Raw genomic sequence first — 12,769 nt, forward strand, 5'->3', positions numbered from 1 at the left:
TCACGGTGGTTATCCGTGCCGTACCGGTCTGTTCATGCCCGTTCGCATACGTTCATGTATCCGCCGTCACGGCCCCTCGTCCGTACATTCGTGGAGGTGCCCCGTGCTGGGTCCCGTGATTCTCGCCGCGTCCCGCAGCGACAAGATGCGCCGGTTCATCTCGGCCGCGCCCGGCACCAAGCAGGTCGTCGACCGCTTCATCGCCGGGGAGAGCGTCGACCAGGTCGTGCCGATCGTCGAGGACGCAGCGGACAAGGGGCTGGAGGTCACCCTCGACGTCGTGGGCGAGGACATCACCACCCCGGCGCAGGCCGAGGCCGCCCGTGACGCCTACCTGGAGCTCGTGGAGCGCCTGAAGGTCCTGGACCTCGGCCCGCGCGCCGAGATGTCCGTCAAGCTGTCGATGTTCGGCCAAGCGCTGGAGGGCGGCCACGAGCTGGCCCTCGCCAATGTGCGCCCCGTCGTCGAGGCGGCGGCCGCCATCGGCACCACGGTCACCCTGGACGCCGAGGACCACACCACCCTCGACTCGATGTTCGCGATCCACGAGGAGCTGCGGAAGGACTTCCCGCAGACCGGCTGTGTCATCCAGTCCTACCTCTTCCGCACCGAGGACGACGCCCGCCGCCTGGCCGCCGCCGGCAGCCGCGTCCGCATCGTGAAGGGCGCCTACAAGGAGCCCGCCTCCGTCGCTCACCAGGACAAGGCCGAGATCGACAAGGCGTACGTCCGCATCATCCGCATCCTGATGGAGGGCGAGGGCTACCCGATGATCGGGTCCCACGACCCCCGTCTCATCGCCATCGCCCAGGAGCTGGGCCGCCAGGCCGGGCGCAAACTGGATGAGTACGAGTTCCAGATGCTGTACGGCATCCGCAGCGACGAGCACGTCCGGCTCGCGGACGAGGGCCACCGGATGCGCGTCTACACGGCGTACGGCACCGACTGGTACGGATACTTCATGCGCCGCCTCGCGGAGAAGCCGGCCAACCTGCTGTTCTTCGGCCGCTCGATCCTCACCAAGGGCTGAGCGGCCTCCGGGCTGACCCACACCCCCGCCGACACCAAGGAGACAAGGCACTCATGGACGCCGTCACCCAGGTCCCCGCGCCGGTCAACGAGCCGGTCCACTCCTACGCCCCGGGCTCCCCGGAGCGCGCCCGTCTGGAGGTGAAGCTCAAGGAGCTCGCCGACAACCCGATCGACCTGCCGATGACCATCGGCGGCGAGAAGCGGATGGGCGGCGGCGAGCGGGTGAACGTCGTACAGCCGCACAACCACCAGGCCGTCATCGGCACCTTCGCCGGGGCCACCGAGCAGGACGCCCAGGACGCCATCGACGCGGCCCTCGCCGCCGCCCCGGCCTGGCGCGCCCTGTCCTTCGACGACCGCGCCGCGATCATCCTGCGCGCCGCCGAGCTGCTGTCGGGCCCCTGGCGCGAGACGCTGGCCGCCTCCACCATGCTCGGCCAGTCCAAGACCGCCCAGCAGGCCGAGATCGACACCCCCTGCGAGCTCATCGACTTCTGGCGCTTCAACGTGCACTACGCGCGCCAGATCCTCGCCGAGCAGCCCCCGGCCAACTCCCCGGGCGTGTGGAACCGCATGGACCACCGCCCGCTGGAGGGCTTCGTCTACGCGATCACGCCGTTCAACTTCACGGCCATCGCGGGCAACCTCCCCACCGCCCCCGCCCTCATGGGCAACGTCGTGGTGTGGAAGCCGTCCCCGACCCAGACCCACGCCGCCGTGCTGCTGATGCGGCTCCTGGAGGAGGCCGGGCTGCCCAAGGGCGTCATCAACCTGGTCACCGGCGACGGCAAGGCCGTCTCCGAGGTGGCGCTGAACCACCGCGACCTGGCCGGCATCCACTTCACCGGCTCCACCCCCACCTTCCAGCACCTGTGGAAGACGGTCGGCAACAACATCGCCAACTACCGCACCTACCCGCGGCTCGTCGGCGAGACCGGCGGCAAGGACTTCGTCGTCGCGCACCCCAGCGCCGACCGCGCCGTGCTGAGGACCGCGCTGACCCGCGGCTCCTTCGAGTACCAGGGCCAGAAGTGCTCGGCGTCCTCGCGTGCGTACGTCCCCGCCTCCATCTGGAACTCCGGCTTCAAGGAGGAGTTCGCCGCCGAGGTCGACTCCATCACGATGGGTGACGTCACCGACCTGACGAACTTCATCGGGGCCGTCATCGACGAGCGCTCGTTCGCCAAGAACAAGGCCGCGATCGACCGCGCGAAGTCCGACCCGGCGTGCGAGATCGTCGCGGGCGGGACGTACGACGACTCGGTGGGCTACTTCGTCCGTCCGACCGTCATCGTCTGCTCGGACCCCGAGAACGAGGTCTTCACGACCGAGTACTTCGGCCCGATCCTCGCGATCCACGTCTACGAGGACGCGCACTACGACGCCATGCTGGAGCAGATGGAGTCGGTCTCCGACTACGCGCTGACCGGCTCGGTCATCGCGGGTGACCGCGCCGCCGCCGCGTACACGATGGACAAGCTCCGCTACGCCGCGGGCAACTTCTACATCAACGACAAGTCGACCGGCGCCGTCGTCGGCCAGCAGCCCTTCGGCGGCGGCCGCGCCTCCGGCACCAACGACAAGGCGGGCGCCCCGCAGAACCTCCAGCGCTGGACCCTCACCCGGGCCATCAAGGAGACCCTGGTCGCGCCGACCGAGTACACCTACCCCCACCAGGGCTGACCCCCTCCCCGGGACGCCGCAGCACGACGCCCCGGGCTCCAGGGCCTCCGCGGAGGTCCCCCGAGCACCGCCCCCCGACCGGTCCCCCAACCGGCCGGGGGGCGGTTTCCATGCCGGGGGTCCCGCACGCTCCCGGGGCCACGCGGTCTTGTGGTGAAGGTAATGAACATGTCAAATTTCTTCTCGGTACGTCCCCACACGTCACCCGAGAAGGAGTTCCCCCATGAGACGCGACTCCCGCGCGCCCCTGAGCCTTTCCCTGCTGCTCCTCGTCGGCGCCCTCGGCCTCGGCGCGACCCCCGCCACCGCCGCCGAGGTCCACTCCGCCGCCGCCCCCTCGGCGACCCCCTCCGCGTCCGCGTACGCACTCGACGCCACCGTCGAACGCACGCTCGGCGGCGACACCGCCGGAACCTACCTGGACCGCAAGACCGGAGACCTGGTCGTCACCGTCACCACCGACCGGGCCGAGGAGCAGGCCCGCGCCACCGGGGCCACCGTGCGCCGGGTGGCCCGCAGCGCCGCCCAGCTCGACGCCGCCATGGAGACCCTGGAGGCCGAGGCGAAGATCACCGGCACCTCCTGGGGCGTCGACCCGCGCACCAACCAGGTCGCCGTCGAGGCCGACTCCTCCGTCTCGGCCCGGGACATGGCCCGCCTCGAAGCCGTCGCGAAGCGGCTCGGCGGAGCGGTGAGCATCAACCGCGTACCCGGCGTCTTCCACCGCGAGGTGCTGGGCGGCGGAGCCATCTACGGCGGCGGCAGCCGCTGCTCGGCCGCCTTCAACGTCACCAAGGGCGGGGCCCGTTACTTCGTCACCGCCGGACACTGCACCAACATCTCCGCCAACTGGTCGGCCGGCTCGGGTGGTCCGGTCATCGGCGTCCGCGAGGGCACCAGCTTCCCGACCAACGACTACGGCATCGTCCGCTACACCGACGGCTCCTCGCCCGCCGGTGCCGTCGACCTCTACAACGGGTCCACCCAGGACATCGCCTCCGCCGCCAACGCCGTCGTCGGCCAGGCGATCCGCAAGAGCGGCTCCACCACCAAGGTGACCTCCGGCACGGTCACCGCCGTCAACGTCACCGTCAACTACGGCGACGGGCCCGTCTACGGCATGGTCCGCACCACCGCCTGCTCCGCCGGAGGCGACAGCGGCGGCGCCCACTTCGCCGGCACGGTCGCCCTCGGCATCCACTCCGGCAGCTCCGGCTGCTCCGGCACGAGCGGCTCGGCCATCCACCAGCCGGTGCTGGAGGCGCTCCAGGCGTACGGCGTCTCGGTGTACTGAGCCGCAGCCACCGTCGTACCGCGTACGGCCCCCACGCCCGCCCGGACCACCGTGCACCCCGGTCCGGGCGGGCTTCGGAGGCACCCCGCATCGCCCCTGCGTGCCTGGTCGGAGCGGGTGCCTGGGAAGCTGGGACCATGACCGAGCTCCCCGCGGTGCGCGCCGCCCACACCTTCGAGCTGACCGCGGCCGTACGGGACGAGATCCGCACCCTGCTGGACTCCGCCTTCGAGGGCGACTTCGGCGACGACGACTGGGAGCACTCCCTCGGTGGCGTCCACGCCCTGGTGCGCGACACCGGCGGACTCCTCGTCGCCCACGGCTCCATCGTCCAGCGCCGGGTGCTCCACGACGGCCGCTCGCTGCGCGTGGGGTACGTCGAGGCCGTCGCCGTCCGCCCCGGCCGCCGCCGCCAGGGGCTCGGCCACCGGGTGATGGGCGCGCTGGAGCGGGTCGTCGACGGGGCCTACGAGTTCGGCGCGCTCTCCGCCTCCGACGTGGGCGCGGCGCTCTACGCGGCGCGCGGCTGGCAGGTGTGGCCGGGCGGCCTCGCCGCCCTCGGCCCGCACGGGGCCGTGGCGCTGCCGGACGAGGAAGGCTCCACCTACGTCCGCCCGGCCGCCGGTCATGCGCTGTCCCCGGCCACGCACCGCCTCGTCTTCGACTGGCGCGACGGCGACCTGCTCTGAGGGGCTGAGCGGACCGGGTGCGGGGGAGCGGCCGTCTCAGATAGTAGGAAGTCCGACTAACTGTAGAGACAGAGCGGCCGGACTGTCCTAGCTTTGTAGAAGCCGAACGAATCGCTCGACCGAGCGACTGTGGCGGTTGCGGGCGCGCGCCCCGAAGCAGGTCACCCCCTGCGGCGTACGCTCCCCGCTCCTTCCGGCACCTCGAAATCCGATCCCGGCCCGGCCTCGGCGCCGCACCACGCTGTGCGGCCTGCCCCCGGCATCCATGCGATCTCAAGGAGTCGATCCACCATGGCCAACACCACCACCCGCCGCGTCCGCCACACCTCCCGTCAGGCCGAGGCCGAGCGCAAGAACGCCGCCGCCGCCCTCCAGCGCGCCCTCGACCGCCGGGACAACGGCGGCGCGACCGGCCACTGAGCCGCCGCGAAGGCCGCCGGTCCGCCCGCGCACCCCTCGCCGCTCGCCCCCACCCCGTACACCCCACGCGTCCCGGACACGCTTGCGCTCGTCCGCATGGTGGACGTCGGATGTCATGGGGTGGGACGCACCGTTAGGCTTCCCGCATGTCTCGCAGCATCGATCTCGCAGTGATCCCCGGTGACGGAATCGGCCAGGAAGTCGTGGCCCAGGGCCTCAAGGTCCTCAACGCTGTCCTCCCGCAGGATGTGAAGCTGGAGACCAAGGAGTACGACCTTGGCGCCCAGCGCTGGCACCGCACCGGCGACACCCTCCCGGACGCGGAGCTGGAGGCGCTCAAGAACCATGACGCCATCCTCCTCGGCGCGATCGGCGACCCGTCCGTGCCGTCCGGCGTCCTGGAGCGCGGGCTGCTGCTGAAGCTGCGTTTCGCCTTCGACCACTTCATCAACCTGCGCCCGTCCAAGCTCTTCCCGAACACCGCGACCCCGCTCGCCGGCCGCCCCGACATCGACTTCGTCGTGGTCCGCGAGGGCACCGAGGGCCCCTACACGGGCAACGGCGGATCGCTGCGCACCGGCACGCCCGCCGAGGTCGCCACCGAGGTCAGCGTCAACACGGCGTACGGCGTGGAGCGTGTGGTCCGGGACGCCTTCGAGCGGGCGGCCGCGCGGCCGCGCAAGAAGCTGACGCTGGTCCACAAGAACAACGTCCTCGTCTACGCCGGCCACCTGTGGAAGAACACCTTCGACAAGGTCGCCGCCGAGTATCCTCAGGTCTCCACCGACTATCTGCACGTCGACGCCGCGACGATCTTCTTCGTCACCCAGCCGGAGCGCTTCGACGTCATCGTCACCGACAACCTGTTCGGCGACATCCTCACCGACCTCGCCGCCGCCGTCACCGGCGGAATCGGCCTGGCCGCCTCCGGCAACATCAACCCGACGGGCGCGTTCCCGTCGATGTTCGAGCCGGTCCACGGCTCCGCCCCCGACATCGCCGGGCAGGGCAAGGCCGACCCGACCGCCACGGTCCTCTCCGTCGCCCTCCTGCTGCGCCACCTCGGTTACGAGGCCGAGGCCGCGCGCATCGAGGACGCCGTCTCCGCCGACCTGGCGGAGCGCGACGGGGCCACCACGCGTACGACCGACGAGATCGGCGACGCGCTCGCGGTACGCGTAGCGAGCTGACCCGACGACTCCACTTCGAAGCCGCCGGGTCGCATCAGCGCCCGGCGGCTTCTCCTGTGCGGCCCCCGGGTGCCACCATCGACCCCTGGACCGCAAACCCACCATTTCGTGCCTGGCCCCCCGCAAGGGATAATCGAACGCGGGGCCGTGGCTCGTGGTGAAGCTCGGACGTCCTAGGACCTGGCCGGAAAGTGCCGGGAGGAGGACGGGCGTGGGCGGCGGTCCATCACACACAAGACCGGTGAAGGACACGCACTCATGACGACGCCCACGATCGAGCTCAAGCCCTCCTCGAACCCGCTGTCCGACGCGGAGCGCGAGGCGATCCTGGCCAGCCCCGGATTCGGCCGGCACTTCACCGACCACATGGTGACGATCCGCTGGACCGAGGGCCGCGGCTGGCACGACGCCGAGCTGGTCCCCTACGGCCCCCTGTCGCTGGACCCGGCCAACATGACCCTGCACTACGCGCAGGAGATCTTCGAGGGGCTGAAGGCCTACCGCCAGCCCGACGGCTCGGTCGCCTCGTTCCGCCCCGACGCCAACGCCCGCCGCTTCCAGCGCTCGGCCGCGCGCCTGGCCATGCCGGAGCTGCCGGTCGAGACGTTCATCGCGGCCTGCGACGCGCTGGTGCAGCAGGACAAGGCATGGGTCCCGGCGCACGGTGGCGAGGAGTCGCTGTACCTGCGCCCGTTCATGATCGCCACCGAGGTCGGCCTCGGCGTGAAGCCGGCCAACGAGTACCTCTTCCTGGTCATCGCCTCGCCCGCCGGCGCCTACTTCCCCGGCGGTGTGCAGCCCGTCTCCATCTGGCTCTCCGAGAACCGCGTCCGCGCCGTCCCCGGCGGAGTCGGCGACGCCAAGACCGGCGGCAACTACGCGGCCTCCCTGCTCGCCCAGGCCGAGGCGGCCGAGCACGGCTGCGCCCAGGTCGCCTACCTCGACGCGGTCGAGCACAAGTGGGTCGAGGAGCTCGGCGGGATGAACCTCTACTTCGTGTACGAGCAGGAGGACGGCTCCAAGAAGATCATCACGCCCTCCCTCACCGGCTCCCTCCTCGCCGGCGTCACCCGCGACTCCCTCCTCAAGGTCGCCCGCGACCTCGGTCACGGCTCCGAGGAGGGCCGCGTCTCCATCGACCAGTGGCGCGACGACACCGCGAAGGGCACCCTCACGGAGGTCTTCGCCTGCGGCACCGCCGCGGTCATCACCCCCGTCGGCACGGTGAAGACCGCGAACGGCGAGTGGACCCAGGGCGACGGCACCCCCGGCGAGGTCACCATGAAGCTGCGTGACCGCCTGCTGGACATCCAGCGCGGCATCGCCGAGGACACCCACGGCTGGATGCACCCGCTCGGCTAGGGCATCCCCTCCGGGACCAGGCCGCACCAGGCTTCCGGCCGGTGCGGCCTTTTCCGTGCCGGTGAATAGAGCGCCACTCCAAGAGAGGTCCAAAGACCTTCCATACGGCCTTGTCGCACAATTAGAGTGGAACTCTAAAACCGCCAGCCCAGGAGCCCCCATGTCCGCCACACCCGCCCCCTTCCGCATGCCCCCCGAGTGGGCCCCGCACGAGCGCACCTGGATGGCCTGGCCCGGGCCCAACCCCACCTTCGCCTCCGACGCCGAGCTGGACGAGGCCCGCCGCGCCTGGGCCGCCGTCGCCCGGGCCGTACGCCGCTTCGAGCCGGTCACGATGGTCGTCGGGCCCGGGCAGGAGGAGGGGGCCGCCGCCCTGCTCGGCCCCGGTGTGGAGCTGGTCGTCCGGCCGCTGGACGACGCCTGGATGCGGGACATCGGCCCCACCTTCGTCACCGACGGCCGCACCCTCGCCGCCGTCGACTGGACGTTCAACGGCTGGGGCGCCCAGGGCTGGGCCCGCTGGGAGAGCGACCAGCACATCGCCCGGGCCGTCGCCGAGCTGACCGGCACCCCCGTCCACAGCTCCCCGCTCGTCAACGAGGGCGGCGCGATCCACGTCGACGGCGAGGGGACCGTCCTGCTCACCGAGACCGTCCAGCTCGGCAAGGAGCGCAACCCCGGCTGGAGCAAGGAGCGGGTCGAGGCGGAGATCCACGCGCGCCTGGGCACCGAGAAGGCCATCTGGCTCCCGCGCGGGCTGACCGGCGACTACGGGACGTACGGCACGCTCGGCCATGTCGACATCGTCGCCGCCTTCGTCCGTCCGGGCACCGTCGTCGCCCATGTCCAGCCGGACCCGGCCCACCCCGACCACGAGGTCTCCCGGGAACTGCTGGCCGTGCTGCGGGCTGCCACGGATGCCAGGGGACGCCCGCTGGAGGTCATCGAGGTGCCCGCGCCCACCGCCCTGCGCGACGAGGACGGCGAGTGGGTCGACCACTCCTACATCAACCACTACCTCTGCAACGGCGGCGTGGTCCTCTGCGCCTTCGACGACCCGCGGGACGAGGAGGCCGCCGCGATCTTCCGGGGCCTGTTCCCGGACCGTACGGTGACCCTCGTCGATGCCCGTACGATCTTTGCCGGCGGTGGAGGCATCCACTGCATCACCCAGCAGCAGCCGCAGATCTGAGCCCGGTCGGCAGCCGCAGACCTGGACCCGGCCGGCAGCCGAAGGTCCGACTCGCCCCGGAGGTTCGAGCCAGCCCATGACCCCCGCCCCCCGCCGCACCCACCACGCCGCCCCGCCCCGCGAGGACGTCCTGGCCGCCGCCATGGCCACCATCGCCGCACGCGGTCTGGACGGGCTGACCATGGCGGGGCTCGGGCGCGAGGTGGGGATGAGCAGTGGGCACCTGCTCTACTACTTCCGCACCAAGGACGAGCTGCTGCTCCGGACCCTGGAGTGGAGCGAGAACCGCCTCGGGGCCGAGCGGCGCGCCCTCCTCGCCGAACCGTGCACCGCCCGCGAGCGGCTGGACGCGTACATCGGCCTCTACCTCCCGGCCGGCCACCGCGACCCGCACTGGACGCTCTGGCTGGAGGTCTGGGGCCGCTCGCAGAACGCGGACGACGAGGCCAGGGCCCGGCAGGCGGCCATCGAGGGCGCCTGGCACCGGGACCTGGTGGCACTGCTCGCCGAGGGGGTCTCGCGGGGGGAGTTCCGGGCGGTGGACGCGGACCGGTTCGCGACCCGGCTGCGGGCGCTGCTGGACGGGTTCAGCGTGCATGTGACGGTGGGGATCCCGGGGACGGGCCGGGAACAGGTGCTGGCCCAGGCGGCGGAGTTCCTGGACGAGACGCTGACGCCGGGCTCCCGGAAGAGCGATGCGACCAGCGTCACGACCGCATCCTGAGACACCGGCGTCACGGACGCGTCACTGTGCGAGACTTCTGCCGTGTCCTCGTCCGTCATGATTATTGGCAGCAGGCGCGCCGGTCCGCAGTGACCGTCCCGTACCACCATGTGCGGCACGGCCACCGTGCCCCAGACCCGCGCGCAGACCTCTCGCACCCGCGAGGGGTTTTTTCGTTTTCCGGCCCGCACCCGGGCCGGGCGGAGCGCGCGGGATGATGGGGGCAAGTGGAGCTGGGGGTTGTTCCGGATTCCCCGGGCAGCCCCGGACCGTCCGGATCCACTCATCCGACAGGAGTCAGATCAGCATGACCACCAAGGGCAACGCCACCGACGACGGTTTCCATGTCTTCGACACCACACTGCGCGACGGTGCTCAGCGTGAGGGCATCAACCTGACGGTCGCCGACAAGCTGACCATCGCCCGGCACCTGGACACCTTCGGCGTCGGGTACATCGAGGGCGGCTGGCCGGGTGCCAATCCGCGCGACACGGAGTTCTTCGCCCGGGCCCAGCAGGAGATCGCATTCGAGAACGCCCAGCTGGTGGCGTTCGGCGCGACCCGGCGGGCCGGTGGCAGCGCGTCGACGGACCCCCAGGTGCAGGCGCTCCTGAACTCCGGCGCCCCGGTGATCACGCTGGTCGCCAAGTCCCACGACCGCCATGTGGAGCTGGCCCTGCGCACCACCCTGGACGAGAACCTGGAGATGGTCCGCGACACCGTCTCCCACCTGCGCGAACAGGGCCGCCGCGTCTTCGTGGACTGCGAGCACTTCTTCGACGGCTACCGCGCCAACGCCGCGTACGCCAAGTCCGTGGTCCGTACCGCGTACGAGGCGGGCGCGGAGGTCGTCATCCTCTGCGACACCAACGGCGGCATGCTCCCCGCCCAGGTCCAGGCGGTCGTCTCCACCGTCATCGCCGACACCGGCGCCCGGCTCGGCATCCACGCCCAGGACGACACGGGCTGTGCGGTCGCCAACACCCTGGCCGCCGTGGACGCCGGCGCCACCCACGTCCAGTGCACGGCCAACGGATACGGCGAGCGGGTCGGCAACGCCAACCTCTTCCCGGTCGTCGCGGCCCTGGAGCTGAAGTACGGCATGAAGGTGCTGCCCGAGGGCGCGCTCGCCGAGATGACCCGGATCTCGCACGCGATCGCGGAGGTCGTCAACCTCACCCCTTCCACCCACCAGCCCTACGTCGGTGTCTCGGCCTTCGCCCACAAGGCCGGGCTGCACGCCTCCGCGATCAAGGTCGACCCCGATCTGTACCAGCACATCGACCCGGAGCTGGTCGGCAACACCATGCGGATGCTGGTCTCCGACATGGCGGGCCGCGCCTCCATCGAGCTGAAGGGCAAGGAGCTGGGCGTCGACCTCGGCGACGACCGAGCCCTGGTCGGCCGGGTCGTGGAGCGGGTCAAGGAGCGCGAACTCCAGGGCTACACCTACGAGGCCGCCGACGCCTCCTTCGAACTCCTGCTGCGCGGCGAGGTGGAGGGCCGGGCCCGCCGCTACTTCCGTACGGAGTCCTGGCGGGCGATCGTCGAGGACCGCCCCGACGGCACCCACGCCAACGAGGCCACCGTGAAGCTCTGGGCCAAGGGCGAGCGCATCGTCGCCACCGCCGAGGGCAACGGCCCGGTCAACGCCCTGGACCGGGCCCTGCGCGTGGCCCTGGAGCGGATCTACCCCCAGCTGGCCAAGTTGGAGCTGGTCGACTACAAGGTCCGTATCCTGGAAGGGCGTACGGGCACCGAGTCCACCACCCGGGTCCTGATCACCACGGGCGACGGCGACGCCGACTGGGCCACCGTGGGGGTCGCCGAGAACGTCATCGCCGCGTCCTGGCAGGCGCTGGAGGACGCGTACACCTACGGCCTGCTGCGCGCGGGCGTGGAGCCCACCGAGTAGCGCGACCCGTTCCACCCGTGAGAGCCGCCGCCCCGACCCCCGGGACGGCGGCTCTCACGCGTTCAAGAGGTGAACGTACAACGCGCCCTGCCTGGTCAGCAGATGGGTCCGGACCAATCTCGGTGTGAAGTATTGACGGCCCTGTGTCGGCGGGGTTAACTCCTGCCGCAACGCCGGTACCGGTTCCGGAACCGGTACCGGACGCCTCTCCCGGTATGTGCTCCGCAGCCCTGCCCCTGCCCTGCTCAGCCCTGTTCCAGCCTGCCCCTTGCCTGGTCCAACGGAGGCCCAGATGCGTGTCACCATCGCCGATGTCGCCCGTGAGGCCGGCGTCAGCAAGACGACCGTGTCGCGGGTCATCAACACCAAGGGCGAGGTGGACGGGGCGACCGCCGCCCGTGTTCGTGAAGTGATCGCACACCTCGGCTATGTGCCCAGCTCCGGAGCCGTGGGCCTGGCCCGCGGCTCCAGCCGTACCGTCGGCATGCTGGTCCCCTCGCTGACCTGGCCGTGGATGGGCGAACTGCTCCAGGGGGTCGTCGACACCGTCGAGGCCGCCGACTACGGGCTGCTGCTCTTCACCTGCAACCGGGGCGCCGAGTCCGTCCAGCGCTTCACCACCCAGGTGACCGCGCGCGCCTTCGACGGGCTCGTCGTCGTGGAGCCGGAGAACACCCTCGGCCACCTCACCGAACTGCACCGCGACGGCCTGCCGATCGTGCTCATCGACGACCGCGGCCACCACCCCGAATTCCCCTCCGTCGTGACCACCAACCACGAGGGAGGAGCGTCGGCGGCCCGCCACCTGCTCGCCGCCGGACGCTCCAGGCCCGTCGTCCTCACCGGACCCCAGCACTTCGGCTGCGTACGGGACCGGCTCGGCGGATTCCGCTCGGTCCTGCCCGAAGCCCGCGTCGTCGAGGGGGACTTCACCGAACTCGGCGGCCGCCTCGCCATGGAGGAACTCCTCGCCCGGGGCGTCGCGTTCGACTCCGTCTTCGCGCACAACGACATCAGCGCGGCCGGCGTGCTGCGGGCCCTGCGGGTCGCCGGACGCCGGATCCCGGACGATGTCGCGGTCGTCGGCTTCGACGACATCGCGATGGCCGAACACACCGAACCGCCCCTCACCACCGTGCGCCAGCCCACCCGCCGCATGGGTGAGGCGGCGGCCCGGATGCTGCTCTCCCACCTCGGCGGCACGTCCGTACCGGACGGCCCGGCCGTGCTGCCCACCGAACTGGTCGTGCGCCACTCGGCGCCGTGAC

11 protein-coding genes are annotated in these 12,769 nt (G+C 71.3%); all 11 read left to right on the forward strand.

Annotated elements, in window-relative coordinates; all coding sequences use genetic code 11:
- Window positions 1-103 precede the first annotated feature (103 nt).
- The 11 genes from D6270_RS24670 to D6270_RS24715 all read left to right on the forward strand — a co-directional run bounded on the left by D6270_RS24670 (window position 104) and on the right by D6270_RS24715 (window position 12,768).
- The gene (locus D6270_RS24670) at window positions 104-1,030 is read left to right on the forward strand and encodes a proline dehydrogenase family protein (RefSeq protein ID WP_109163451.1); all 927 of its coding nucleotides are present in this window, start codon (window positions 104-106) and stop codon (window positions 1,028-1,030) included.
- Window positions 1,031-1,083: 53 nt separating this feature from the next.
- The gene (pruA, locus tag D6270_RS24675; protein WP_109163450.1) at window positions 1,084-2,715 is read left to right on the forward strand and encodes an L-glutamate gamma-semialdehyde dehydrogenase; all 1,632 of its coding nucleotides are present in this window, start codon (window positions 1,084-1,086) and stop codon (window positions 2,713-2,715) included.
- A 223-nt stretch (window positions 2,716-2,938) separates the two neighbouring features.
- Window positions 2,939-4,009 carry a S1 family peptidase gene (locus D6270_RS24680; RefSeq protein WP_109163449.1) on the forward strand — a complete coding sequence of 357 codons (1,071 nt, stop codon included), beginning with the start codon at window positions 2,939-2,941 and terminating at the stop codon, window positions 4,007-4,009.
- Between the two features lie 137 nt (window positions 4,010-4,146).
- Window positions 4,147-4,698, forward strand: a complete 552-nt coding sequence (locus D6270_RS24685) for a GNAT family N-acetyltransferase (protein ID WP_109163448.1) — start codon at window positions 4,147-4,149, stop codon at window positions 4,696-4,698.
- A 291-nt stretch (window positions 4,699-4,989) separates the two neighbouring features.
- A complete protein-coding gene (locus tag D6270_RS33695) occupies window positions 4,990-5,118 on the forward strand; it encodes a hypothetical protein (RefSeq protein ID WP_264081530.1) in 129 nt (42 codons plus the stop codon).
- A 146-nt stretch (window positions 5,119-5,264) separates the two neighbouring features.
- Window positions 5,265-6,308 (forward strand): 3-isopropylmalate dehydrogenase, encoded by a 1,044-nt coding sequence (locus D6270_RS24690; protein WP_109163447.1) that lies wholly within the window; start codon window positions 5,265-5,267, stop codon window positions 6,306-6,308.
- 258 nt (window positions 6,309-6,566) lie between these two features.
- A complete protein-coding gene (locus D6270_RS24695) occupies window positions 6,567-7,670 on the forward strand; it encodes a branched-chain amino acid aminotransferase (RefSeq protein ID WP_109163446.1) in 1,104 nt (367 codons plus the stop codon).
- Window positions 7,671-7,830: 160 nt separating this feature from the next.
- Window positions 7,831-8,862, forward strand: a complete 1,032-nt coding sequence (locus D6270_RS24700; RefSeq protein WP_109163445.1) for an agmatine deiminase family protein — start codon at window positions 7,831-7,833, stop codon at window positions 8,860-8,862.
- Window positions 8,863-8,938: 76 nt separating this feature from the next.
- Entirely contained in the window at window positions 8,939-9,586 is a 648-nt protein-coding gene (locus D6270_RS24705) for a TetR/AcrR family transcriptional regulator (protein ID WP_109163444.1), read from the forward strand.
- Between the two features lie 307 nt (window positions 9,587-9,893).
- Window positions 9,894-11,501: a citramalate synthase gene (cimA, locus tag D6270_RS24710; RefSeq protein WP_109163443.1), complete on the forward strand. Its 1,608-nt coding sequence runs from the start codon at window positions 9,894-9,896 to the stop codon at window positions 11,499-11,501.
- 292 nt (window positions 11,502-11,793) lie between these two features.
- Window positions 11,794-12,768, forward strand: coding sequence for a LacI family DNA-binding transcriptional regulator (locus D6270_RS24715; protein WP_109163442.1), 975 nt, complete (start codon window positions 11,794-11,796; stop codon window positions 12,766-12,768).
- Window position 12,769 lies beyond the last annotated feature (1 nt).

This window comes from Streptomyces griseus subsp. griseus (assembly GCF_003610995.1).
Lineage (GTDB): Bacteria > Actinomycetota > Actinomycetes > Streptomycetales > Streptomycetaceae > Streptomyces.

Coding starts and splice junctions, on each gene's coding strand:
- D6270_RS24715 (WP_109163442.1), top strand. CDS start 11,794: ATGCGTGTCACCATCGCCGATGTCGCCCGTGAGGCCGGCGTCAGCAAG.
- D6270_RS24690 (WP_109163447.1), top strand. CDS start 5,265: ATGTCTCGCAGCATCGATCTCGCAGTGATCCCCGGTGACGGAATCGGC.
- pruA (WP_109163450.1), top strand. CDS start 1,084: ATGGACGCCGTCACCCAGGTCCCCGCGCCGGTCAACGAGCCGGTCCAC.
- cimA (WP_109163443.1), top strand. CDS start 9,894: ATGACCACCAAGGGCAACGCCACCGACGACGGTTTCCATGTCTTCGAC.
- D6270_RS33695 (WP_264081530.1), top strand. CDS start 4,990: ATGGCCAACACCACCACCCGCCGCGTCCGCCACACCTCCCGTCAGGCC.
- D6270_RS24685 (WP_109163448.1), top strand. CDS start 4,147: ATGACCGAGCTCCCCGCGGTGCGCGCCGCCCACACCTTCGAGCTGACC.
- D6270_RS24695 (WP_109163446.1), top strand. CDS start 6,567: ATGACGACGCCCACGATCGAGCTCAAGCCCTCCTCGAACCCGCTGTCC.
- D6270_RS24705 (WP_109163444.1), top strand. CDS start 8,939: ATGACCCCCGCCCCCCGCCGCACCCACCACGCCGCCCCGCCCCGCGAG.
- D6270_RS24700 (WP_109163445.1), top strand. CDS start 7,831: ATGTCCGCCACACCCGCCCCCTTCCGCATGCCCCCCGAGTGGGCCCCG.
- D6270_RS24680 (WP_109163449.1), top strand. CDS start 2,939: ATGAGACGCGACTCCCGCGCGCCCCTGAGCCTTTCCCTGCTGCTCCTC.